Genomic DNA, 23,600 nt, shown 5'->3' on the forward strand with positions numbered 1-23,600 from the left:
ACATTTATCTCCGGCCCCTGTTAAAAAGGAGAAGATTCTTATATAATAGTTTTAATTTAATTGAAACCGGAGGTTCCTATGAAAGAATTCAAATTCTGGAAAAAAGCAGCAGCTTTCCTGCTCTTTTTTAACATTGTTTTTTCTGCATTTCACGTGCAGACCGTATCAGCAACTCAGGGAGAAAATGATTTAACGGCGCAGGCCATGGGATTTGGCCCCGCCCTTGCCATCGGACATGGAGGCAGACTTTTTAACGGAGGCAGCTTATCTCTCCTGTCAGATTATGACAACCGGCAAATGCTTTCCATGGTCCTGCAGGACAAGAATGGCGAGCTTATCGTTATCGATGGCGGCTGGGATATCGATGCGGAACACCTGACCGACGTAATTAAGAGCAAAGGCGGCCGTGTCTCTGCATGGTTCATCACACACCCACATTCCGATCACGTGGGAGCACTGGTAAAGATCTTAAACAACCCGGACAGAAAGATCACGATCGATCAGGTTTATTACAATCTGGCAGACCAGTCCTGGTATGAAACAAAAGAACCTTCCAGATCCGATATGGTCACTCAGCTGCGGAACGCACTTGCAACGCTTCCTGCGGACCGTCTCCATGTCGTCCATAAGGGTGATGAAATCAAAGTAGGCCAGATCAGGGCCAAAGTTTTGAACGACCCATATCTGTTAGACGTGACTTCTGTCAACAACAGTTCTGTTGCCTACAAGTTCTTCTTAAATAACGTCAGCATCCTGGTGCTTGGAGATTTGGGACCGGAAGCCGGAAAGCTTCTGCTGAATGAGACAAGCCGGGAAGATTTGAAAAGCGATATTGTACAGATGTCCCATCACGGACAGTACGGGGTCAGTCGGGAAGTATATGAAGTGATACGTCCTAAAATCGCACTTTGGCCATGTCCGCTGTGGCTTTGGAACAATGACAATGGTTCCGGGATTGGAAGCGGTGACTGGAAGACTCTTGAAACCAGGCAGTGGATGGATGAGCTGGGAGTAAAACGGAATTACTGCATTAAGGATGGAGACCAGACTATTTATTAATAGGATTACGCAAAAAGCAACCCGACAGGTTATACAGACGGGTTGCTTTTTTTACGGTATGATTTTCAGACATTCAGATTTTAAAATGTTCTGCCTCTTTAAGCATCTGCCCTGTGGCATTCGTCAATATCTGGGCTGATTGAGCGACGCTGTCTATAGAGGCACTGATTTCTTCTGATGAGGCCGATATCTCCTCTGATGATGAAGATATTTCTTCTGATGCTGCTGAAACGCTTTGTATTTTATCTAAGATCGCATATTTATCCGTATCAATTGCCTTTGCGGAATTTCTTACGCTTTCTATCTTTGGCAGCATTTCATTGATTCCATCAATAATTCTGTTAAAGGATATCAGCGAATCTTCGATTACCTTAAGCTGGTTTCCAAGTTCTTCATCCATAGAAGAAGAATTCTCAATGATCCCCTCTGCTTCTGACAGCAGTCCGTCAGTTACGCTGCTGATGTTTTCTGAGGAAATCCTTGACTGTTCCGCAAGACGCCTGACCTCTTCGGCAATAACAGAAAATCCTTTTCCCGCATCTCCTGCCCTGGCGGCTTCAATGGATGCATTTAAGGCCAGAAGATTTGTCTGAGAGGCAATGCTGTTCATCAGCCCTGTGATTTCTCCTATATGCTTTATGGAATTTCCCAGAGCATTGATTCTGTCAAAGAAATCCTTAAAAGAAAGGGAAATACTTCCTACCGACTGATTCAGGGCCTGCATGTTCCTGTTGTTATCGGTTGCCATATTGTTGATTTCTTTGGAATTTGAGTCAATCAGGCGGATTCCGTCAAGCATATCGGACAGCTTCTGATTAAACTGCTCCAGTATGTCTGTAACGGTAGCCAGTTCTTCTGCCTGATTGCTGGTCCCCTGGGCAATTTCCGTGATCATATCCGATACGTTTTGAGAACCGGAGGACACTTCTCTTATGACAGTATTCAGGCTTTCGGTCTGTGTATTAATGTCCCCGGAGCTGACCTTAATTCCCTGAATCATACTTCCCAGGGATTCCTGCATGGTTTTCATGGATCTTGTCATTTCGCCGATTTCATCCTTGCGCTTTAAATTCCTGACGGGAACCTTCCGGCTTAAATCCCCTTCTGCCAATTGCTTTAAATGCTTAGAAGTTGATTTTATCGCCATGGAAAATGCAGTTGCCATAATATATACAAAAACCAGACTGAGCAGCACGAACACAGCGGAGGTAACTTTTGAAGCTTTCTCCAGACCTCCAAGTACGGATAAAGCCTCCTCCTTTGTCATCGTGATTCCCACAGACCACTCCGTATTTTCTACCGGAGCATAGCCTATGTATTTATCAATTCCTCCATAACGGAACTGGCCCATTCCAGTTTCTCCGGCTGTCATCCGTTTCTGAATATCGGCCACTGCCTGAAGTTCCGGGTTCTTTTTTGCCGCTTCCAGTCCGTTATACTTTTCAATGACTAACTGCTTGTTTGGATCGGCCACTGATGTCTGATCCTTATTAATCATATATGCAGTTCCATTCTTTCCCACCTTTACCTGATTTGTCAGTTCACTTAAATAATTGCCGTCTCTCGTTTCCACTAAAACCCCAACGACTTTTTCTCCATTTCTGATTGGAGCTGCATAAGGCACAACCAGAAGATTCTCAGGTGTGACGGTTGGATCATCGACACTGGCTTTTCCTGATAAGGCATCCTGAAAAAACCTGTACTCTTTTAAATCACCGGTAGTGGTTCCGTCTGTATTTATAAGATTTCCATCCAAGTCCGCGATTCCCAAACGGACGGAACCGATTCTTTCATTTTCCCCTTTGAGAATCTTCATCTTATCTTTAACCGCTATTGACATATCCTTTATATCATCTCTGGCCGCAATCGCCTCCAGTTCTTTCATCTCACCTTCAATTCTTCCTGAAATATTGTTTGCTGTCTGTCTGGAAATTTCGGGTATCAAAATTTCAAGATTGGATTGTAATGCCTTATTTGCATTATAATAAGAGACGTAGCTCAATCCCACACAAACAGCAATTATCAATATTCCCAGGTAAACCGTCATCTTAACGTTTATGCTTTTCATAAAATCTCCTGTTTATCTGCCGTACATTGTCATACCTTTGTATTTAAACTCTTTATCATTCAGACGTTTGTTCACAATGCATTACTTAAATGCTTAATCAGACACGGTAAAACGTCCGCGGATAACCGTTGGCTGTTCTATTTCATTTAAGACAGCAACTGCCATGGTTTTGCTTGTGGTATGTGATTTTCCATCTGCTGCTGTCAGAAGGTGATCCTTTCCCAGCACCGGAGTACTCTTTTCACCGGGCGTAAAGGAAGCAGAGGGGGAAACTCCCACCCAATTGACATTCTCAACATTCTGCAAGAACAGCAGTTCCTTTAGCTGGTTCTCAGGAATGGAAATCCATGCCTCAGAACCTGGAGTTTTACGGATGGTTTCCACAAAGCGTTCTCCCGTCTCATCAAACAGGCTTCCTGCCCCTAAGATAAAAAACAGACGCGGAGAGCTGGTTTCCCGAAATAATGCGACCAGCTTTGCAGCAAGGTCTACATGAAGATAAGCCAGATTCGGTGCCGTAGCAAACGCGTTGACCACCACATCAAAGCCTTCAAGATCCTTTTTTTCCAGAGAGAATGCATCCTTTATCATTACCTTTGCGTCACTTCCGAGAACTTCTTTTGCCTGTTCTTCGTTTCGCACGATAGCTACCGCTTCATGCCCCCGCTCTTTCGCCTCTCTGTAGATTTCCCGTCCTGCCATACCTGTTGCTCCAATAATTGCAATATTCATAAATATTCCTCCATTCTTTCTGGCCGTCACTTCAGCCTCAATTATAATTTTATTTACGTAACAGCCTTCCGTGGTTTCGTAAACACTACTTTTCATTCAGACGGCTTACGATTTCGGAAAGCCGTACTTCAGCAAGCTGTTTTTCAAAGGTATCCTGAAGCTTATCATACACTCCAGTCAGACTTCTGCCGATATTCGCACCTACAAAACAATGTTCATTGGTATTGGTATGCATATCAAAAATCCTGTGATTCTCTTCAACCGCAAGAAATACCTCAAGCAAAGAGATTTCATCGCTGGGCTTATTCAGTCCTGTGGCCCCAAGTTTTGTCTGAACCTTTATCAAATCTGCCTTTTTAAGTTTTCCCATAAGGCGCCGTACCAATGCCGGGTTCGTCCCGATGCTGCCTGCAATCCAGTCAGAGGTAATGGGATTTCCATTGTTAAGGGCAAGCATACATAGAATATGAATGCTAACTGAGAGTTTTGTAGAAAACAATTGTTTGGTTCACCTCCATTTGTAACTATTTTAGTAACAAATACACCATTTGTCAATCCTTGTTAATAATAAGTTTTCTCATCACCACCCTTTGTCTCCCCATATAAAAAGACAGCCGCCAGTGAGTACAGTTTTTTCTGTCTCTTTGGCAGCTGCCTTTTCTTAATTCCCTCCTGGGCCGTCCCTTCTGGGGCGCTCGGATTCCGGCAATGGTTCTACGTAAAATCCGTCTTCGTATGGCTCATAATCAACTTCCGGAATATCGCCATCACTATAATTATCTTCCTGCGGCACTACTACTCTCATTTTTTTCACCTCCTTATTATGATTTTTTATCCTTCCATCTGGCGGCCTAAGAAACCGGCTGCTGTGGTTGCAAGCTTTGTTTCCATATCACCAAAACGTGCTCTTGGTTCTCTGCTTAATAAAGCTACGGCTCCGATTGCATCACCTTCGCAGATAATGGGAGCTACGACCTGAGCGGTAATCCCTTCTAAAGTTTCTCCGGTCAGTGCCACAAAGGCTTTATCATCTTTTCCAGCAAGAACAACGGAACGTTCATTGATGATGGTTTCCAGCTGCTTGCTGATTGTTTTTTGAAGCAGTTCTTTTTTAGAACCTCCTGCCACTGCAATGATCTGATCTCTGTCACTAATGCAGACAGTCAGTCCTGTTGCCTGAGCCATTGCTTCTGCATACTGGGAGGCAAAAGCAGTCAATTCGACCATGGGGGAATATTTCTTTAGAATAATTTCTCCTTCTCTGTCTGTAAATATCTCAAGCGGAGTCCCTTCTCTTAAACGGAGTGTCCTTCTGATCTCTTTTGGTATAACTACCCGGCCCAGGTCATCAATTCTTCGTACAATACCAGTTGCTTTCATAATTAAAATTCCTCCATCTTGTGCAATTTAATATCACTGATATTATTTTGCTACGAATGCGGAAGATTATACTTAAGTCTGCCATTTTTCCCAAAATTTAAAATCAGGGCCAGCCTTTTTTTAAGCTGAACCCTGATTTTTACATGAACCTTAAAATAAAATTTGAAGAAGCGGGATTGAAAGTGAACCAGATCAAAACTCACCTTTTCTAATGGGATGAGATACTTCCTTTGAAGAGGTAATATATCCCTCATGAGCTGCCTTTGCGGCTGTATTATCCGGAATGGGTGAAACGAATCTGTTTTCAAAAGAACCATTCCTTTGAATCGTTAATTCATCTGATACTCTCTGCAGAAGATACATACTTAAAACGTCCATAGCTACCACCTTTCTCCGAAACAAAGTTTTTGAAGGAAAGAAAGCATCTGGGACTAAATCCCTTCTTCTACTATTAGTATATCACAAAACACACAAAAGATTTACCATATAAGCTTTTATTTCTTGGCTGTTTTTGCAAAAATCCGTTTATTTATCAGACAATTCTCGGATTTGTTTCAAAATCATCTCAGCCTGGCCGATCATGACATCGGTGGTCAAATTCTTTTTACGGTCCAGGTAGGTAAACCTGGGTTCTTCCCCCATGAGGAACTTCAAATCTCCACGGTACTGCTCCACGAGCTTTGGAATTCCTTCTGTTTTCAGCTTCGCATTCTTATACATGGTCAGCCGGATCTCCTGACGGTTAATATTGACCTCAGTCACATAGGCGCTGTGGGCCAGTGCCTTTAAGCCTGCCACCTTTAAAAGATTATCAACCGGCTTTGGAATATCTCCAAAACGGTCCATCAGTTCATCCTGCATATCCATGTATTCGTCTTCATTCTCAATCCCTGAAATCCGCTTGTAAATATCAAGCTTCTGATACTCATTCTTAATATAGGAAGTGGGAATATAAGCATCGATGTCGCAGTCCACCACAGTCCCGTAGGTCTCCTCTTCTTTCCGCTCTCCTTTTAACTCCAAAACTGCCTGGTTTAAGAGCTTACAGTAAAGATCATACCCTACGGCTTCCATGTGTCCGTGCTGCTCTGCCCCAAGAACGTTTCCTGCTCCCCGGATTTCCAAATCCCGCATGGCAATCTTAATGCCGGAACCAAGCTCCGTAAATTCCCGGATCGCCTGAAGACGCTTTTCTGCCTCTTCCTTTAACATCTTATCCCGTTTGTACATGAGGAACGCATAAGAGATCCGGCTGGAACGCCCCACCCGCCCACGAAGCTGGTACAGCTGGGAAAGTCCCATCCGGTCTGCATCCTGAATGATCATGGTATTGGCATTGGGAATATCAAGACCGGTCTCAATGATGGTGGTACAGACCAAAACATCGATTTCCCCATTTACAAAATCAAACATAATTTTTTCCAGCTGATGCTCATGCATCTGCCCGTGGGCAAAGGTCACGGTGGCATCGGGCACCAGCTTTGCTATATGGTTTGCCACCTCATCAATGTTGCTGACCCGGTTGTACACATAGTAAACCTGTCCTCCCCTGGAAAGTTCCCGGTGAATGGCTTCCCGGACCATCTCATCGTTGTGCTCCATCACATAGGTCTGAATCGGCATACGGTCTACCGGAGGTTCCTCCAGCACACTCATATCCCTGATTCCCACCAGGCTCATATGCAGGGTCCTTGGAATCGGGGTGGCGGTCAGAGTCAGAACGTCGATGTTATCCTTTAGCTGCTTGATCTTTTCCTTGTGGGTTACTCCAAAACGCTGTTCCTCATCAATAATAAGAAGTCCAAGGTCTTTAAACTTCACATCTTTTGAAAGGACCCGGTGGGTCCCCACCACAATATCCACCAGCCCCCGGCTTAGATCCTCCACCGTCTTCTTGATCTGGCCGGGCGTACGGAATCTGGACATTAAGTCCACCCGGACAGGAAAATCCTTGACCCGCTGGGCAAAGGTATTATAATGCTGCTGGGCCAAAATGGTGGTAGGCACCAGATAGACCACCTGCTTTCCGTCCTGAACCGCTTTAAATGCAGCCCGCAGTGCGATTTCCGTCTTTCCATAGCCTACATCTCCGCAGATCAGACGGTCCATGATCTTTTTGCTTTCCATGTCCTTTTTGGTGGCTTCGATGGCATCCCATTGATCCTCTGTCTCCTCATAAGGAAACATCTCTTCAAATTCTCTCTGCCAGACCGTATCAGGCCCATACTGAAATCCGTGGGTCTGCTGTCTTGCCGCATACAGCATGACCAGATCCTTTGCGATCTCTTTTACCGCTCCCTTGACCCGGGTCTTTGTCTTATTCCACTGGTCCCCGCCCAGGCGGTTTAATTTGGGCTTTTTGGCTTCGGCTCCCGCATACTTCTGGATGCCGTCCAGTCTGGTGGCCGGAAGATACAGATTCCCGTTGTCCGCATACTCCACCTTTAAGTAATCCTTGATGACACCATCCTGCTCGATCTTTTCAATTCCCCGATAGATGCCAAGGCCATGATCTTCATGAACCACGTAATCACCGATGGAAAGGTCGGAAAAGTTCTGGATCTTTGTTCCTTCGTAGGAAGCCTTTTTCCGTTTCCGCTTTTTCTTTTCTCCGCCAAACATATCGCCTTCGGTAATGACGATGAATTTAATCAGCGGATATTCAAAGCCCCGGTGCAGCTTTCCGTATGTGACAAGAATCTCACCCGGCTTTACCTCCCGCCCTTCCTCATCGTCATCGGGGCAGTAGGCCCGTAAGTCATACTCCCTTAAATCACCGGCCAGACGGCTGGCCCTGGTCCGTGAGGCGGACAGAAGAACGACCCGGTAGCCGTCTTTTTTCCATCTTGTCAAGTCTTTGATCAGCAGCTCAAAGCCATTCTGGTAGACACTTACGTTCTTCACCTGAAAGCTGTAACGGTTCTTTACCGTAAATCCGGCCAGCTTCTGTTCCAGTCCTGTTAAATAAACCGCAGTCTTTGTCTGCGCTCTGGCTAACATTTCCTTAGCAGCAAAAAGAAGACCGGTCTGTCCCGGAAGAAGATAGCCGTTATCGAGGCGGTGAATCATGCTTTCCCTGAATTCTGCTTCTACCGTTTCCCCTTTTTCCTTCAGCCGTTCCGGTTCATCTAGAAATAAAACTGTATCCTCCTTTGGGAAATAGTCGAGAAAGGACACACTTTCCGGGCAGAAATAATGGATGTAGCCATCAAGTCCCTGCTGTCTGTATCCTTCCTTTAAGCCTTCCAAAAGCTCATTTATGATGGAACGGATCCTTGCTGACTCTTCGATCTTTGACTGGCTCCTTAAATCCTTTTCGTATTTCTTTGCTTCTTTTGAGATAGCTTCCATGCCCGCTTCGATCCGGTCTTTGGTCAGCACCATCTCTGTTGCCGGATAGATCAATATCTCCTCCAGCTGTTCGATGGACCTCTGGCTTTCAATATCAAAGGTCCGTATGGAATCCACTTCATCATCCCAAAGCTCAATCCTTACCGGAAGCTCCTCTGTCAGAGGAAACACATCAATGATACCGCCGCGTATGGAAAACTGCCCCATGCCATCCACCTGGGCCATACGTTCGTACCCCAGTTCTGCCAGATGCTTCTTCCATCTTTCCACCTCAATGGTCTGGCCGCTTTTTACGGAAAGCACCTGCTCCTTTAAATACTTAAGGGGAAGCAGATGGTCCATCAGGCCATCCATGGTGGTGACCACCCAGCCGGAGGATTCCTCCATCAGACGGCGGAAAACGGTCATGCGCTGTTTGGTAAGAAGGTTTCCATGGATGTCGGCGTTGAAAAACAGTAAGTCTCTGGCCGGATATAACCATACGTTTGGATCAAAAAAGCTTAAATCCTCGAAAATCTCCCTGGCTCTGGTATCATCATAAGTCACCACCAGCTTTTTCGACCTGTTCTTTGCCGCTTCGTACATCAAATGAACCTTCTGGGAATCCATGCAGCCGCTTGCCGCTATGGGGCCGGCCTTTTTTTCCAGATCGTTTAAGAGATCTTCAAAATCTTTCAACTCTCTTAATGGCTTTTCAAATAGTCCGCTCATGAAGTCTCCTTATTTCTTTCTGTTAAAATGATTCATCGCCATATCTGCCCCATCGGATACGATCATAATGGCCGCTTCTGCTGCTGCCTTGTATGCGTCCTCCATGATGGCTTCCTGTTCCTTTGGAAAGCGCCCCAGAACATAGTCTGCCAGGTCCATTTCCTTTGGCTTTTCACCGACACCCACCCGGATCCTTAAAAATTCCTGGGTTCCCAGATGGGTTATGATGTTTTTAAGGCCATTATGGCCTCCGGCACTGCCTTTTGTCCGGATTCTTAACTGGCCCTCTTCCAGATTGATGTCATCACAGATCACTATGATATGTTCCGGTTCCACCTTATAAAAATCAGCCATGGAACCGATGCTTTCCCCGCTCAGATTCATATAGGTCTGAGGTTTTGACAGGATTACCTTCTCCGTACCAAGCATTCCCATACCGCAAAAAGCCCTGTGCTTTTTATCCGTTACCCTGATTCCCAGTTTGTCTGCCAATATATCTATGACCTCAAAGCCTACGTTGTGTCTGGTCTTTTCATATTCCCTGGTTGGATTTCCTAATCCTGCGATGATAAACATGGCGATTCTCCTTATTATTCTCTATATTAACTGCTGTTATGATTCATGACTTCCCTGGCTTTCAAACGCCTGAAAAGCGTTAGATTTTCCAGTTGGAGATCTAACGCTGTTCCTATCATTTTATCAGCTTGCCGGAAAGATGTAAAGGCAAAGGATTTATTTTTCGATTATGAACTTTTAAAGGGAATCCCTTGTCATATATCCGTCCGTTATGATAGAATGAAACCGCTGCGCTTATATAAGTTCAAAATCGGTTGAACGTTTCTACCAACTGCCAGAATGGTTGACTATAAGGGTTAGAAGGAAAAAGGAGTGATGTTTATGAAGGATGCGAACAAAAAATACGATGTGATCATCATCGGTGCAGGCCCATCCGGCATTTTCTGTGCCTATGAACTGATTGAGAAAAAACCGGAGCTTAAGATTCTTATGATTGAAAAGGGCCGCCCGATTGAAAAACGGAAATGCCCCAAGCGTACCACCAAGGTATGTGTCGGCTGCAAGCCCTGCTCCATTACCACAGGCTTTGCGGGAGCCGGAGCATTTTCTGACGGTAAGCTGTCCTTATCCCCTGACGTAGGAGGAAACCTTCCGGAGATTCTGGGATACGATAAGACCGTGGAACTTTTAAAAGAATCCGACAACATTTATTTAAAATTCGGTGCAGATGAAAATGTCTACGGCGTGGATAAGCAGAAAGAAATCGAAGAAATCCGCCGGAAAGCCATTAATGCCAATTTAAAGCTGATCGAATGTCCGATCCGCCACTTAGGGACAGAGGAAGGCTATAAGATCTATACCCGCCTTCAGGAGCATCTGCTGGCACAAGGGGTGGAAATGGCCTTTAACACCATGGTAAAAGACATTATCATCGAAGATAATAAAGCAACCGGTGTCATCACCGACAAGGATGAAACCTGTTATGCCAAAGAGATCGTTTCTGCCATCGGGCGGGAAGGCTCCGACTGGTTCAGCCACATCTGCAGCAGCCACAGCATTGAGACACAGGTCGGAACCGTAGACATTGGTGTTCGTGTGGAAGTCCGTGATGAAGTCATGGAATTCTTAAATAAGAACTTATACGAAGCCAAACTTGTTTACTATACTCCTACCTTTGACGATAAGGTCCGCACCTTTTGTACCAACCCATCGGGTGAAGTTGCAACCGAATATTATGAAAACGGCCTGGCTGTTGTCAACGGACATGCCTATAAATCCAAGGATTACAAAACAAACAACACTAACTTTGCAATCCTGGTATCCAAGAACTTTACAAAACCCTTTAAAACACCAATCGAATACGGCAAACACATCGCCCAGCTCAGCAACATGCTCTGCGACGGACGGATCCTGGTACAGACCTTTGGTGATTTCCAAAGAGGACGCCGTACCACAGAAGAACGTTTATGCCGTAACAACTTAATCCCGACCTTAAAAGATGCAGTGCCCGGAGACTTATCCTTAGTGTTCCCTCACCGCATCATGGTAGATATAAAAGAAATGCTCCTGGCCCTGGATAAGGTAACTCCCGGAATCGCCAGCGATGAGACCTTACTATACGGGGTAGAAGTAAAATTCTATTCCAACAAAGTAGTCGTAAATTCAGACTTTGAAACAAGCGTAGAAGGACTTCGGGCCATCGGTGACGGTGCGTCCGTTACCCGCGGACTCCAGCAGGCATCTGCCAATGGGATCAGCGTGGCGAGAAGTATACTTTCAAAGAATAAATTTTAATTGTAAATAGTAATGCCGCTTCACTAATTGTTATAAAGTTAGAGTCATTCAAGATGTTATCTGAACATAATTAATTTATTAGAAAAAATAGCTGTAGCTCCAATATATTGTATATACTGAAGCTACAGCTATTTTGTCATGCTTAAAAATAGAAAAAGTTACATGCAAGCAGCGATTTTCTACATGGAGTGGCTTATTACTTCTTAATTTGCTATTTTATAAGTAGATTAGCTAATCTGTACTCATAATAAAAGAAAGGACAGTCCCTTATGGATAAGATCCCTTTAATGGTTTAATAATCGAACTGTGATGCTTTATAATTCCAGAAGGATAGAAAAAGGAAATTAATTGTATTAGTCTTTATAGTTATATTTTACTTATTATAATTAATGGATACATAATAACATTTCCCTTGATACAAAAAATTCAACTAAGAGATTATATTGTAAATTATCTCTCTCCTGCACTATGACAGTAGAAAATATATACGATACCAGAATTTCAACCCATCACTTATTCTGATGAAATTTCAGGAATATATGGGGAATTTTATATAGTTGAAGTAAAGGGAAATAAAAATCAACGGAGTACTGACTTTAATGTTATGGAGAATAATCTTACAGGTGGAGAATATCGCATAAAAAAGTATTATTGTGCGAAGGACAAAGCAATAATACCCTTTATTTAGCTACAAAGTTTTTAATATCACCCTACGAGGTAATCCAAAGGTCAGAGAATCCTAAAAATCTTAATTAAAAACATACTTATTTAATAGTAAAACAAGGATGAAAGCGAGGATTTTATTATGAAAAAGTTGACAACAAAAATTGTCAGTTTTATACTGACATTATCAATGATATTTAGCCTAAGTGTTTCTACATATGCTGCAGAAAGAAATGCCAGCATTGCTAGAATTGAACAACTTGTAAAAACTGCAGAAACAGAAATCAAAAATAATGGTGAAGCTTCAGATAATACAGTAAAGAAATTAGAATTCGAACTAAAAAAATTAGGAATAACCACAGGCTCATATTCAGGAACACATTCAGTAGACGAAAATCTTATATCCACTTTAGGATATGGTGAGACTCACGATTTAGGTCAAGGCTGGACCTATAGAGTTGACAGACCTGCTGGTGGTGAAGCTAAACCCCATGTTCATGTTGACAATAACCGCATAAATGTTCATGGCGCCGAGAATGTAGACGGAACACCAAGTCATGGAAAAACACTTAGTGGTTCGAAAGTCCCAAAAGATGTTCAAAAAAAGGTCAAAGGATCGGCCGATTATAAAAAGGGCCAACAAGATTTAAATAAAATGAAAAAGGCTAAACAAGAAATTAATCGTCAAAAATTAGATTTATCACAATGGAAGGATGTAGTTATCGCTGCTGGAATTTTTGTTGCAATTGTGGGCGTAGCCTTCTTTGCTCCAGAATTCTTACCAGCTGCAATAGCGGCTATTTAATTATGGTTAATTATATATTAAAACTGGAAGTGAATCTCAAAAACATAATGATTTTTGCAGTGGAACACAAATCAAGGGATATTGCATTGCTTTTATTTGAAGATCATCATCGCCCAGGAGAATTAATGAGAGATTTTCCTTCACTGTACCCAAATTATTACGCTTCGGAGGCAGAATGGGATGATGACAGGAACTTAATATCAGCACTTGTTTTAACTTTAGACGGAGAAATAACCGATCGTGATTTAAAAGATGATCTTGTATGTCTGGCTGATTCAATGATTGAATATAAGCCTGCAGTCAATACAAAGATTACATTTCATTACGACCCCAAAGCAAGTCAATATTATTTTGAAAGAGATAAACACAGAGATCAATTTTTACAATATATGCTGTCTCTCTGTGAGCAAAAAGAAACAATTCACTTGGATGAGGATTCGTTCAACCACCTTTCCCAATAAGCACGGGTAAGTATTGATCAATAAAAAACAGAGGAGAAGTCCGGCAGCCAACATCTCAGCTTCGAACTCCATTCCTCTGTTTTTTACGATTCTATACAAGCCCCAGTTCTTTCATCGCATAAGCAACCCCGTCATCTTCTACGTTCTTCGTAAAAAATGTAGCATAAGGTTCCAGCTCCACGCTATGATGTCCCATAAGCACGCAATTCTTAGCGAACTGAAACATGGAAAGATCATTGGTGCTGTCTCCGAACACATAGACATCCTCCAATTCAATTCCATAATGCTTCATCACCCGTTCAATTCCGGTTGCTTTGGAATGTCCGGCGGGGACGCACTCATAAAATCCGCCTCCCCGGTCAATGATTTCAAAGTCTTCTCCAAGCGCCTTGGAAAACCCCTTCATATCACTGTTTTCATCACCAAACACACAGAATTTATCAAAATCATAACAGTCCTCATCCCAACCGTAAGGTGAGATCACACCGTTTTCTCTCATCTGGTCCTTCATGCGTTCCACTTGAGGCATCCAGGAGATTTCTTTCCGGAAATAACAGCTTTCCGTTCCTTCCAGCACTCCGTCAAACTTATGATCCGTAATGATCTTTTTTATTTCCATGCCCTTTTTCCGGGGGATTGTGGTGGAAAATAAAACCTTTTCTCCTGCCACCACCCGGGTTCCGCATCCACAGCAATATCCATCCACATCAACCATACGCCGAACAGGACCGACCAGACTGTAAGCCCGGCCGGTATTAATAAATGCCAGATGCCCGTTTTTCCGGGCTTTTAAAATTGCTTCTTTTGCGCTGTCCGGCACATTCCGGTTAATCTCGGAAAACAGTGTGCCGTCTATATCAAAAAACAGCGCCTTACGTCCTTTACTCATCGGTCACCTCGAAAACAAATGGTACCCGTAGTTTCATCCATACTTTCCACAATTGCCAGAGACTCCACTTTGATTCCTTCTGCTCTTAAGCGGTCGCCTCCAGGCTGGAACCCTTTTTCAATGACGATCCCGGCACCGACTAACTCTGCGCCGGAATCCTTTACAATGGCAGCCAGGCCTTCCAGGGCTTTTCCATTGGCCAGAAAATCATCAATCAGAAGAACCTTGTCCCCGGCTCCGAGAAATTCTCTGGAAACCATCACATCATACGTCTTCCCATGGGTAAAGGATTCTACCTGGGTGGTGTAAACATCTCCTGCAATATTTTTTGTCTTGGATTTCTTGGCAAATACCACAGGCACATCAAAATACTGCGCAACAATACAGGCGATTCCGATTCCGGAGGCCTCGATGGTTAAGATTTTATTGACTTCATATCCAGCAAAGCGCCTTTTAAACTCTTTTCCGATTTCAACAAACAGCTTAATATCCATCTGGTGATTCAAAAAACTGTCCACTTTCAAAACATCACCGGACTTGATCTTGCCGTCCCTCCGTATTCTGTCCTTTAAAAGCTGCATAAAGGTTTCCCCCTGTCGTAAGAATATTATTTGATTACTGCATTGGCTGTAAGGAAATCCATGACCTTGTTATTGATAATATAATCATCAACATCAAACTTGCTTTCTGTTTCAAGCAGCTTTTCAGCACTTTCATAACCCAGGTCCTCTGCAACCTTCTTGCGGTCATCATCGCTTACAGTAATATTCTCTTTTTCAGCGATCGCATAGACTACCAGTCTCTGTTTTACCGCTTCTTCTGCCTGAGCCTTTGCTGCAGCCTTAAAATCTTCTTCCTTCATTCCGGTAAATGCTCCCACAAAGGTAGCAAAATCCATTCCATAAGTAGCTGCCTGGTTGGTATATTTTGCAATCATGTTATCAAAATTGGCATCAATGGCTTCCTGATTCGGCTCTACCTTCGATGCGTCTGCAATGGCAGTATAAATGTCATTCTTTACTTTCTGCTCTGCCTGCTCATTCTTGCTGGCCAGAAGGGTCTGTTTCTTATCTTCTTTATACTCATCAACGGTCTTAAAGCTTGTGTTTTCCTGAACAAATGCATCATTCAATTCCGGAATCTGCTTTTCCTGCACCGCATTGACAGTTACCTCAAATACTACCGGCTTTCCTGCAAGATCTGCATTCTGGTACTGCTCCGGAAAGGTAAGGTTCAAGGACACCTTGTCTCCCTTTTTTGCACCGATCAGCCCGTCTTCAAATCCATCGATAAACTGATTGGAGCCAATGGTCAAGTCTGTTCCTTTCGCCGTACCGCCCTCAAAAGCAACGCCATCCTTGGTTCCAACATAATCAATATTTACTACATCACCGTCCTGTACGGCACGGTCCACATCTACTTTTTTCGTATTGGCAGAAAGGTCACTGTCAATGGCCTGTTTGATCTCTTCGTCAGTGACTTCTACTTTTTCTTTCGTCACTTCAATTCCTTTGTACTTTCCAAGCGTTACCTTGCCGTTGTCAATATCCGTCAGATCTTTCACCGCCACTGTTTCCTGGGCGGAGGATTCAGTCGCTTCTGCTTCTGCTCCGGTGGTCTCTTTTACGTCTTTTTTTGAACAGCCGGAAATAAGGGCGGCGGCAATCAGACCGCACATACAAACTTTAAAAATTTTCTTCATTATACAATCCTTTTTCTTTCTTTTTAATGTTTAACAGGAAACCGCTTCCTGACAGTTATACCATATAGGACTGACGAAAAAAAGCGTTTTCCCGAAATTAACAAAAATTTCAAAATTCCGTTATTATTTATAAAATGCCCGGAAAGCCTTGTATGTATTATATACGTCAAGCTTGGCCGACAGTTCAAAGGGCGCATGCATGGAAAGAATGGGCACTCCTAAATCCACCACATCCACGTCCATGGCTGCCACGAATTTGGCAATGGTGCCGCCGCCTCCCTGGTCAACCGCACCGAGCTCTCCGATCTGCCAGTACACACCTTCCTTTTCCATCATGGCGATGACCTTTGCAAGCAGCTCCGCACTGGCATCATTGGAGCCGCCTTTTCCTCTTAAGCCGGTATACTTGGTTATAACACAGCCTTTGTTCATAAAGCAGGAATTCCGTTCTTCATACGCCTGGGAAAAGGTGGGATCATAGGCTGCATTTACATCAGAGGATAAGCACATGGAATTACGGAGAACTGTTCTTACCTCCACTCCGGCCATAGCTGCCAGGTCCTCAATATAGTGAAGAACAAAATCAGAGTTTAATCCGGTATTGCCATCAGAACCGATTTCTTCTTTATCCGCAAGAATCGTCACAGTTGTGAACTGAGGGCAGACAGCATCGATCTCTGCCATCAATGCGGTATATGCACAAACTCTGTCATCCTGACCGTAAGCGCCGATCATGCTGCGGTCAAAACCAACGTCGCAGGCTTTCTGAGCCGGTACCAGTTCGATCTCCGCACGTAAAAAGTCAGCTTCCGTTATGCCGTAGCGGTCATGAAGCAGCTTTAAAGCCAGAAGCTTAACCGGGTCCTTGATATCCGCATCATCAACATAGGGAACGGAACCGATGACTACATTCAGTTCTTCGCCTTTGATCCCGTCCTTTAATTTTCTCTCATTCTGGTCGCCTGCCAGATGAGGAAGCAGGTCTGTGATGCAAAGAACCGGATCCCCTTCCTTTTCCCCGATGTTTACTTCCACAATCTCTCCATTTTTCTTAATGATGACACCATGCATGGCCAACGGAATGGTTGCCCACTGGTATTTGCGGATTCCGCCGTAATAATGGGTCTTAAAGTAAGCCAGGTCATTCTTTTCATAAACCGGATTCGGCTTTAAATCAAGTCTTGGGGAATCGATGTGCGCTCCGTTGATACGAACACCTTTCTCCACGCTTTCCTTGCCGAATGTGGTGGCAATGATCGCCTTGCCCCGATTTACATAATACACCTTATCTCCGGTCTTGTAGCTGGTTCCTGCGGTAAAAGGAACATAGCCCTGCATCTCAAGCATGGCTACCGCTTCTCTTACGCATTCTCTTTCTGTCTTTCCATTATCCAGGAATGTCTTATAGCCCTCGCAGAACATCTCAGCTTCTTCTTTCTGCTCTGGGGCTTCCTTTCCCACATGAGGGAACTTAAATGTCAATTCCTCCTGTAATAACTGTCCTTTCGTTTTCTCCACTGTTAATTCCTCCATTTTCTCAAAGGGCTGTGCCCTGTATCTGTCTATGTGTGCGGCCGTCAGCAGATATCATCGCTGTCAAGTACCAGAGTAAACGGCCCGTCATTTAAAAGCTCCACCTTCATATCCGCACCGAAGATTCCCTTTTCCACCCGGCAGCCATGGACTTTCAGCCGTTCCGTCATATACTCATACAGTGTTTGGGCGAGCTTTGGCTCTCCTGCTTTGATAAAACTTGGGCGGTTTCCCTTTTTGCAGTCCGCATAAAGGGTAAACTGGCTGACCGCCAGAATCTCTCCCTCCACGTCAGAAAGAGAAAGGTTCGTCTTACCGTTTTCATCTTCAAAAATCCTTAACCTGCATATTTTATCCGCCATCTTTTGGGCAATGGCTTCCGTGTCGGAATCCGCCACACCGATCAGCAGCAGCAGACCTTTTCCAATGGCCCCCACCGTCTGTCCGTCTACGGCAACTCCGGCATGAGCTACCCGCTGTAAAACAACTCTCATTCCTCTTCTCCTGTCTACTTTAACACCAGTCTTAAATATTCCAAAAGATTCTCCGTGGCCTCTTCCCGGTACACGATCTCTCTGGTAAGAACCGGATAATCCGTGATGATATTGTCCACGTTAAGCATCTTCATCCGCTCCATCTCACTTTTGCTGTTCACCGTCCAGGCGTGTACGGCCTTGCCCTTTAAATGGGCGGCCTCCACCAGCTTTTCACTGACAAAGCTGGACCGGAGGCTGATGAAATCGATGTCGTCACTGGAATAATAATTGCCGTATGCGGCGGAAAGGATATACCCGGTCCGGATCTTATCATCAAGCTTCTTTATTCTTGTAAGATAAGAAAACCGGGTGGACGTGACCACACACTGCTCATGCATCTGGTACTTTTCAATGAGCAGCGCTACCTTTTCCGGCAGGAGACTGTCACTTCCTGCATTTTTGATCTCAATATTAATATTGATCTTTCCTTTGCAGTAACTCATGACCTCTTCCAGAGACGGGACTCTCTCTTCCTGAAACTCCTTAGAAAACCAGCTCCCTACATCTAACTGCTTCAGTTCTTCAAGAGTATAGGAGCTTATGGTCCTGTTTACCCCGGCCACACGCTTTAAGGTCACATCATGCCCCAGCACCACCACACCGTCACTGGTTTCCTGGACGTCGATTTCCACATAGTCTGCCAGGTCCTCCACCGCCTTTTTAATGGAGGCCATGGTGTTTTCCGGCGCTTCCATGGAACTGCCCCGGTGTGCGGTGATCTTTATGTTGCTTAAGATGCCTTCGGTAATGGCAGAACCGTTGTAGACCACATTAAAAAGGGTAAATAAACTGAAGGCTGCCACAGCCGTTATGGATACCGCCGCAATCCTGAGAGTGGTTGGCCTGGTGCCGGAGACCAAAGCATTCCCGGCTTTTTTCAGGCGCTTGCTGCTGAACTGGAAGTACTGGACGCTCAAGGCTCCGTAACTTCCAATGGCAAGAAACATGCTGCTCAAAAACAAAAGCACAAACTCGATTCTTCCGCAGGCCGCAGGCAGTAAGGCCAGCGCCAGCCGGTTATCCGTAAACAGCGTCACGCCTACGGCAGTCACCAGCACACAGAAGGCGTATACCAGCCTTAAAAGCACCACAAATGCACCATAATAAAGAGCCAGCAAAGCGACCACCTTCACGATCCGCCGCCTCAAAAGCCACCAGCTCCGAAGATAACCATCCCGGAAGTTCTTCTGCTCCACCATACAGGTATGGAACGTATAAAGCCCAGGAACCACCATCGCAAGGATTAAAAGCACCAGCAAAACCAGGCACACTTTTCCCCACGGCTGTAAAAGCACCTGTGACATGACAAAATTCAAGGGCTTTACATGTGTAAACACCCGGTAAATAATATATAAATTGGCAAGAGCATAGCTGGCAAGAATGAAAAGAGCCAGACGCCAGTTCTTTTTTCTTACCTCATCCCAGAGTTTTAAAAAACCTCCGGTCAATATCTCTAACGGTTTTAGTTTTCTGGTATAAAAACTTCCCTGATAAAGTGTCAGAAAGCAGCCGGTTTCAAATACGAGAATCAAAATCCCCATAACGATCAGCGCCGCTGCCGTAAGAAGTGTCCAGGGCTTCATCAGGAAATCACCGATATTGGCACCTGTCAGATAACTGTATCCGGCCATATGAAGAGCGAATAAAAGGCCCTTGTCTAATGCAAACAGATACAGCGTGGTTGTAACCAGACGAAATAAAAATGCAAAAACAAAAGTATTCTTCCGGTTAAACTTAAGAATCTCTAAAGTGTCTTTTGTTAATGTGCTCATAGAACGACCTTCTTTATTGCGGAGTTATGAATCATGAGTTCCTTCTTCTCCGCCAGCCTCCTGCCGGTTTGCTTCACTGAGTTCCAGGATGGACTGATTTAAGGAAAACATCTTTGCGTCCAGCATATTCACTACGTCCGCACAGGCTTTTAACTCCTGCTGCAGATAAGCCGGAGCATTGCCTTCAAATTTATAATATATTTTATGCTCCAGGCTTGCCCAAAAATCCATGGCAACGGTCCTGATCTGAACTTCCACCTTGGTATCCACCGGCCCATCGGTTAAATAAATGGGTATGGTCACTACCATATGATAGCTTTTATATCCGTTGGGTTTGGGACTCTTAATATAATCCTTTACATAGAGCACCGTAACATCACTCTGCTTTGTGATCATCTGGGCGATCTGGTAGATATCCGAGGTAAAGGAACAGATGATCCTTATACCGGCGATATCACTCAGCTTCTCCACCATATTGTCGATGGTCACTTCAAAGCCGTAGCGTTTTAGCTTCTTTACGATACTGTCAGGTGTCTTAAGTCTTGACTTGACGTGCTCAATCGGATTGTAATTGTAAATATGGAGAAACTCATTATTGAGTATTTCAATCTTTGTACTGATTTCCTTTAATGCTGAGTCATACAAAAACATCACTGATTTCCACTGGTCGACCTGGTTAAATGAACTGGGAACATTCATTCCTCATTCCCCCTCTCCTTACCCTTTATCCGGGTATATGAGACAGGGGCAACCCGTCGCCGGAAGCCCCTGCTCATCATAGACATTATATCATAGAAACCTGATCTTTTATATTGTTTTTCCCCACTTTTTAAAATTTTAATCCTTTTAATAAAGAGGAAAGACCTGTGGACGCACTGCCGGTCTCCTGATAATCAAAGACTTCTTCTGTCAGCTCTTCCTCTTCCTCAAGGGCCTTCATACTTAAGCTGATCTTATTATCCGCTGTGGATAATATCTTTACTTTTACCTTCTGGCCTTCCTTTAACACCACACCCGGATGCTTGATTCTCTGGCTGCTGATCTGGGAGATATGGAGAAGCCCTGTAAGACCGTTTTCCAGATTGATGAATGCGCCGTAATCCTTTAAGCTGTCAACCGTACCTTCCATAACAGCTCCTGCCTGGCATTTTGCAATTTTTTGGTTCTTCTCTTCCTTCAGCTTTAAAAGCGCCGGTTCCTTACCGGAAAGAATCAGCTTTTTATTTTCTTCGTCAGCAGTAATTACTGTTACTTCAATGGTCTTTCCATTGTATTCCTCTAAATGTTCCACATATCCTGCCGCCAGCTTTGACGCAGGGATAAAGCCGCGGATTCCCTCTAAATAAGCAACCGCTCCGCCTTTTACGATTTCTGTGATTTTAGCGTTCACAACGGTTCTGTCCTCCCGCAGGGCATTCAGCTTCTCCCATGCCTTCTGGTCACCCAACAGCTTGGCTGATAAAAGCACATTGCCTTCCCCGTCATCAGGGCTTAACACCGTGGCAGTGATCTCATCTCCCTGATGGATTTCCTGAAGCAGGTGGAAATCAGGGTCCCCGTTAATGTCTTCTTTTTGGATGACTCCCTGTGCAAAATATTTTAAGTCCAGCAAAACCATGTCTTCCGTTACGTGGACAACCGTTCCGGTCACCACATCACCCTTTTTTACACGTTTGAAGGACGCTTCCAGTTCATCCTTGTAGTCGTCCATTGTCTCCACGTTTTCTTCCACCAATCCGGCTTCCTTCAATTCCTCACTCATACGAATTTCCTCCATTCATAAAATGCTTGTTTCTGCGTAAAATCTATCTATATATTTAACACATTCAGATTGATATTTCTATAGTTTTCTAAGGAAAAATGTGATATATTTGAGTCAAATGGGTTTTATCCCGAAAAAGGACATACACCTGCCGGGTGCTCATAGAGAAAGGACAAGAAAATGAAAGACATCATGGATCTGCATACCCATACCATTGCCAGCGGACATGCATACAACACCTTATATGAAATGGCAAAATCTGCTTCTGAGAAAGGACTTGCTCTTTTTGGTTCCACGGATCATGCTCCAAAGATGCCGGGGACCTGCCATGAGTTTTATTTTATAAATTTTAAGGTCATACCGAGAAAACTGTTTGGGATTAACATTCTGATGGGATCAGAGTTAAATATAACGGATTATAAAGGAAGCGTGGATTTAAGGAAAGGACTTTTGGAACGACTGGATTATGGTATTGCAAGCCTTCACGAGCCTTGTTTTAAAAGCGGAACGGTTTCTCAAAATACCAGCGCTTATGTGGGGGCCACCGAGAATCCTTGCATTCACATCATCGGCCACCCCGATGACGGCCGTTTTCCTGTTGACTATGATACACTGGCGGCTGCGGCTGCAGAAAATCACACGCTTTTGGAGGTGAATTCCAGTTCCCTTCATCCATTGAGTGCCAGACAGAATGCAGAGGAAAATTACAAGGTCCTTCTGGAGCGGTGCAGGCATTACAAAACCAGCATCATTATTAACAGCGATGCCCATGTGGAAGCAGATGTGGGAAATCACGAAAGAGCCTGGGCGCTGATCAAAGAAATGGACTTTCCCGAAGAACTGATTGTAAACAGTTCCATGGAGCGGCTTCTTCCCTTTATTCCAAAGCTGGAGGCTTATTTATGATCAACTTCTTAAATCTTGAGTACTTTCTTGCAGTTGCCGAGGAGCTTAATATTACCAGGGCTGCCAAGCGGCTTTATATCTCCCAGCAGTCCTTAAGCAATCATATTTCCAATATGGAGAAGGAATTTGGTGTTCAGCTCTTTAACCGTACCATGCCCCTTACCTTAACGTATGCCGGCCGGTCCTTAAAGCACCGCGCCAAACAGCTTCTGGATTTAAAAGATGAGACCTACCGGGAACTGGCGGATATCAAGGATTTTACCATAGGACAGCTGTCCATCGGTATCTCCCATACCAGGGGACGTTTTCTGCTTCCTGCCATTCTTCCTGCCTACCGGGAGAAATTTCCCAATATTGAACTTCATCTGGTGGAAGGCAATTCTTCAGAACTCAGCACTGCTTTGATCCATGGAGAAATCGACCTGATGATCGATCTTCTGCCCTTTAAGGCTGAAAACGTGGAAACTATCCCGATTTGTGAAGAGGAGATTCTGCTTGTAGTCCCGGACCAGATCCTGGATACCCATTTTCCCGGAAAGCAGGAGGATATAAAAAGAGAGCTGAAACTAAATCCTGACATACAGCTGTTAAAGGACTGCCCTTACCTGCTCATCCATAAGGGGAACCGGGTACGCACCATCGCTGATGAGATTTTTGAAGACGCCCAGCTAAGCCCTGCAATTCTTCTTGAGACAGAAAATATTGAAACGGTGCTGGCCCTTGCGGCTAAGGGAATGGGAATCACATTTTATCCAAGAATGTTTGCTTCCGGTTATACAAGTTCCGAAGATGGGAGCATGAAAAAAACAGGGCTTAACTTTTTTTCCCTGAATTACAACCGAAGTCATGGAGTTCTGGCCTTTGGATGCCACAAAGGCAGATACTTATCCCAGGCCACCAAAGAGTTCATACGCATTGCCAGGGAAAACATCTGATGATTTTTAACTATACATTGACAAA

The 23,600-nt window shown here is 44.3% G+C and carries 22 protein-coding genes and 1 riboswitch; of the genes, 6 read left to right on the forward strand and 16 right to left on the reverse strand.

Annotation, left to right across the window (positions count from 1 at the left end; translation table 11 throughout):
- Window positions 1-78: 78 nt before the first annotated feature.
- Window positions 79-1,059, forward strand: coding sequence for a ComEC/Rec2 family competence protein (locus tag ACLTWA_RS15805; RefSeq protein WP_412328859.1), 981 nt, complete (start codon window positions 79-81; stop codon window positions 1,057-1,059).
- 73 nt (window positions 1,060-1,132) lie between these two features.
- On the opposite strand, the gene ACLTWA_RS15810 is transcribed toward ACLTWA_RS15805, so the two are convergent.
- The 8 genes from ACLTWA_RS15810 to pth all read right to left on the reverse strand — a co-directional run bounded on the left by ACLTWA_RS15810 (window position 1,133) and on the right by pth (window position 9,877).
- Window positions 1,133-3,127: a methyl-accepting chemotaxis protein gene (locus ACLTWA_RS15810; RefSeq protein WP_412328860.1), complete on the reverse strand. Its 1,995-nt coding sequence runs from the start codon at window positions 3,125-3,127 to the stop codon at window positions 1,133-1,135.
- 93 nt (window positions 3,128-3,220) lie between these two features.
- Entirely contained in the window at window positions 3,221-3,859 is a 639-nt protein-coding gene (locus ACLTWA_RS15815; RefSeq protein WP_412328861.1) for an NAD(P)H-binding protein, read from the reverse strand.
- An 85-nt stretch (window positions 3,860-3,944) separates the two neighbouring features.
- Window positions 3,945-4,358 carry an Rrf2 family transcriptional regulator gene (locus tag ACLTWA_RS15820; protein WP_412328862.1) on the reverse strand — a complete coding sequence of 138 codons (414 nt, stop codon included), beginning with the start codon at window positions 4,356-4,358 and terminating at the stop codon, window positions 3,945-3,947.
- Between the two features lie 162 nt (window positions 4,359-4,520).
- Window positions 4,521-4,664: an AE-binding protein gene (locus ACLTWA_RS15825; RefSeq protein ID WP_412328863.1), complete on the reverse strand. Its 144-nt coding sequence runs from the start codon at window positions 4,662-4,664 to the stop codon at window positions 4,521-4,523.
- Between the two features lie 26 nt (window positions 4,665-4,690).
- A complete protein-coding gene (gene spoVT / locus ACLTWA_RS15830) occupies window positions 4,691-5,239 on the reverse strand; it encodes a stage V sporulation protein T (protein WP_412328864.1) in 549 nt (182 codons plus the stop codon).
- 192 nt (window positions 5,240-5,431) lie between these two features.
- A complete protein-coding gene (locus tag ACLTWA_RS15835) occupies window positions 5,432-5,617 on the reverse strand; it encodes a hypothetical protein (RefSeq protein ID WP_412328865.1) in 186 nt (61 codons plus the stop codon).
- A 147-nt stretch (window positions 5,618-5,764) separates the two neighbouring features.
- Window positions 5,765-9,301 (reverse strand): transcription-repair coupling factor, encoded by a 3,537-nt coding sequence (gene mfd / locus ACLTWA_RS15840; RefSeq protein ID WP_412328866.1) that lies wholly within the window; start codon window positions 9,299-9,301, stop codon window positions 5,765-5,767.
- A gap of 9 nt (window positions 9,302-9,310) precedes the next feature.
- Window positions 9,311-9,877, reverse strand: coding sequence for an aminoacyl-tRNA hydrolase (pth, locus tag ACLTWA_RS15845; RefSeq protein ID WP_412328867.1), 567 nt, complete (start codon window positions 9,875-9,877; stop codon window positions 9,311-9,313).
- Window positions 9,878-10,091: 214 nt separating this feature from the next.
- Window positions 10,092-10,187, forward strand: a riboswitch (purine riboswitch).
- An 11-nt stretch (window positions 10,188-10,198) separates the two neighbouring features.
- On the opposite strand from pth, the gene ACLTWA_RS15850 reads away from it, so the two are divergent.
- The 3 genes from ACLTWA_RS15850 to ACLTWA_RS15860 all read left to right on the forward strand — a co-directional run bounded on the left by ACLTWA_RS15850 (window position 10,199) and on the right by ACLTWA_RS15860 (window position 13,540).
- The gene (locus ACLTWA_RS15850) at window positions 10,199-11,611 is read left to right on the forward strand and encodes an NAD(P)/FAD-dependent oxidoreductase (protein ID WP_412328868.1); all 1,413 of its coding nucleotides are present in this window, start codon (window positions 10,199-10,201) and stop codon (window positions 11,609-11,611) included.
- Between the two features lie 805 nt (window positions 11,612-12,416).
- Window positions 12,417-13,079 carry a hypothetical protein gene (locus ACLTWA_RS15855; RefSeq protein WP_412328869.1) on the forward strand — a complete coding sequence of 221 codons (663 nt, stop codon included), beginning with the start codon at window positions 12,417-12,419 and terminating at the stop codon, window positions 13,077-13,079.
- Between the two features lie 2 nt (window positions 13,080-13,081).
- Window positions 13,082-13,540: a hypothetical protein gene (locus ACLTWA_RS15860; protein ID WP_412328870.1), complete on the forward strand. Its 459-nt coding sequence runs from the start codon at window positions 13,082-13,084 to the stop codon at window positions 13,538-13,540.
- Between the two features lie 91 nt (window positions 13,541-13,631).
- Here ACLTWA_RS15860 and ACLTWA_RS15865 read toward each other — a convergent pair whose 3' ends face one another.
- The 8 genes from ACLTWA_RS15865 to ACLTWA_RS15900 all read right to left on the reverse strand — a co-directional run bounded on the left by ACLTWA_RS15865 (window position 13,632) and on the right by ACLTWA_RS15900 (window position 21,734).
- Entirely contained in the window at window positions 13,632-14,429 is a 798-nt protein-coding gene (locus ACLTWA_RS15865) for an HAD family hydrolase (protein WP_412328871.1), read from the reverse strand.
- Window positions 14,426-15,010: a xanthine phosphoribosyltransferase gene (locus ACLTWA_RS15870; protein WP_412328872.1), complete on the reverse strand. Its 585-nt coding sequence runs from the start codon at window positions 15,008-15,010 to the stop codon at window positions 14,426-14,428. The genes ACLTWA_RS15865 and ACLTWA_RS15870 overlap by 4 nt, the downstream gene beginning before the upstream one ends.
- A gap of 26 nt (window positions 15,011-15,036) precedes the next feature.
- Window positions 15,037-16,131, reverse strand: a complete 1,095-nt coding sequence (gene tig, locus ACLTWA_RS15875; protein WP_412328873.1) for a trigger factor — start codon at window positions 16,129-16,131, stop codon at window positions 15,037-15,039.
- Between the two features lie 123 nt (window positions 16,132-16,254).
- Entirely contained in the window at window positions 16,255-17,664 is a 1,410-nt protein-coding gene (locus ACLTWA_RS15880) for an aminopeptidase (RefSeq protein ID WP_412328874.1), read from the reverse strand.
- Between the two features lie 44 nt (window positions 17,665-17,708).
- On the reverse strand, window positions 17,709-18,158 hold the full coding sequence (gene dtd / locus ACLTWA_RS15885) for a D-aminoacyl-tRNA deacylase (RefSeq protein WP_412328875.1): 450 nt from the start codon (window positions 18,156-18,158) through the stop codon (window positions 17,709-17,711).
- Window positions 18,159-18,172: 14 nt separating this feature from the next.
- Entirely contained in the window at window positions 18,173-19,972 is a 1,800-nt protein-coding gene (locus tag ACLTWA_RS15890) for a glycerophosphodiester phosphodiesterase (protein ID WP_412328876.1), read from the reverse strand.
- Between the two features lie 24 nt (window positions 19,973-19,996).
- Window positions 19,997-20,671 (reverse strand): GTP pyrophosphokinase family protein, encoded by a 675-nt coding sequence (locus ACLTWA_RS15895; RefSeq protein WP_412328877.1) that lies wholly within the window; start codon window positions 20,669-20,671, stop codon window positions 19,997-19,999.
- A gap of 130 nt (window positions 20,672-20,801) precedes the next feature.
- A complete protein-coding gene (locus tag ACLTWA_RS15900; RefSeq protein WP_412328878.1) occupies window positions 20,802-21,734 on the reverse strand; it encodes a S1 RNA-binding domain-containing protein in 933 nt (310 codons plus the stop codon).
- A 180-nt stretch (window positions 21,735-21,914) separates the two neighbouring features.
- On the opposite strand from ACLTWA_RS15900, the gene ACLTWA_RS15905 reads away from it, so the two are divergent.
- On the forward strand, window positions 21,915-22,640 hold the full coding sequence (locus tag ACLTWA_RS15905) for a phosphatase (RefSeq protein ID WP_412328879.1): 726 nt from the start codon (window positions 21,915-21,917) through the stop codon (window positions 22,638-22,640).
- Window positions 22,637-23,575, forward strand: a complete 939-nt coding sequence (locus tag ACLTWA_RS15910; protein WP_412328880.1) for a LysR family transcriptional regulator — start codon at window positions 22,637-22,639, stop codon at window positions 23,573-23,575. Before ACLTWA_RS15905 ends, ACLTWA_RS15910 begins: the two co-directional genes overlap by 4 nt.
- Window positions 23,576-23,600 lie beyond the last annotated feature (25 nt).

This window comes from Lacrimispora sp. (assembly GCF_046972725.1).
In the GTDB taxonomy this organism is placed as follows: Bacteria; Bacillota; Clostridia; order Lachnospirales; family Lachnospiraceae; genus Lacrimispora.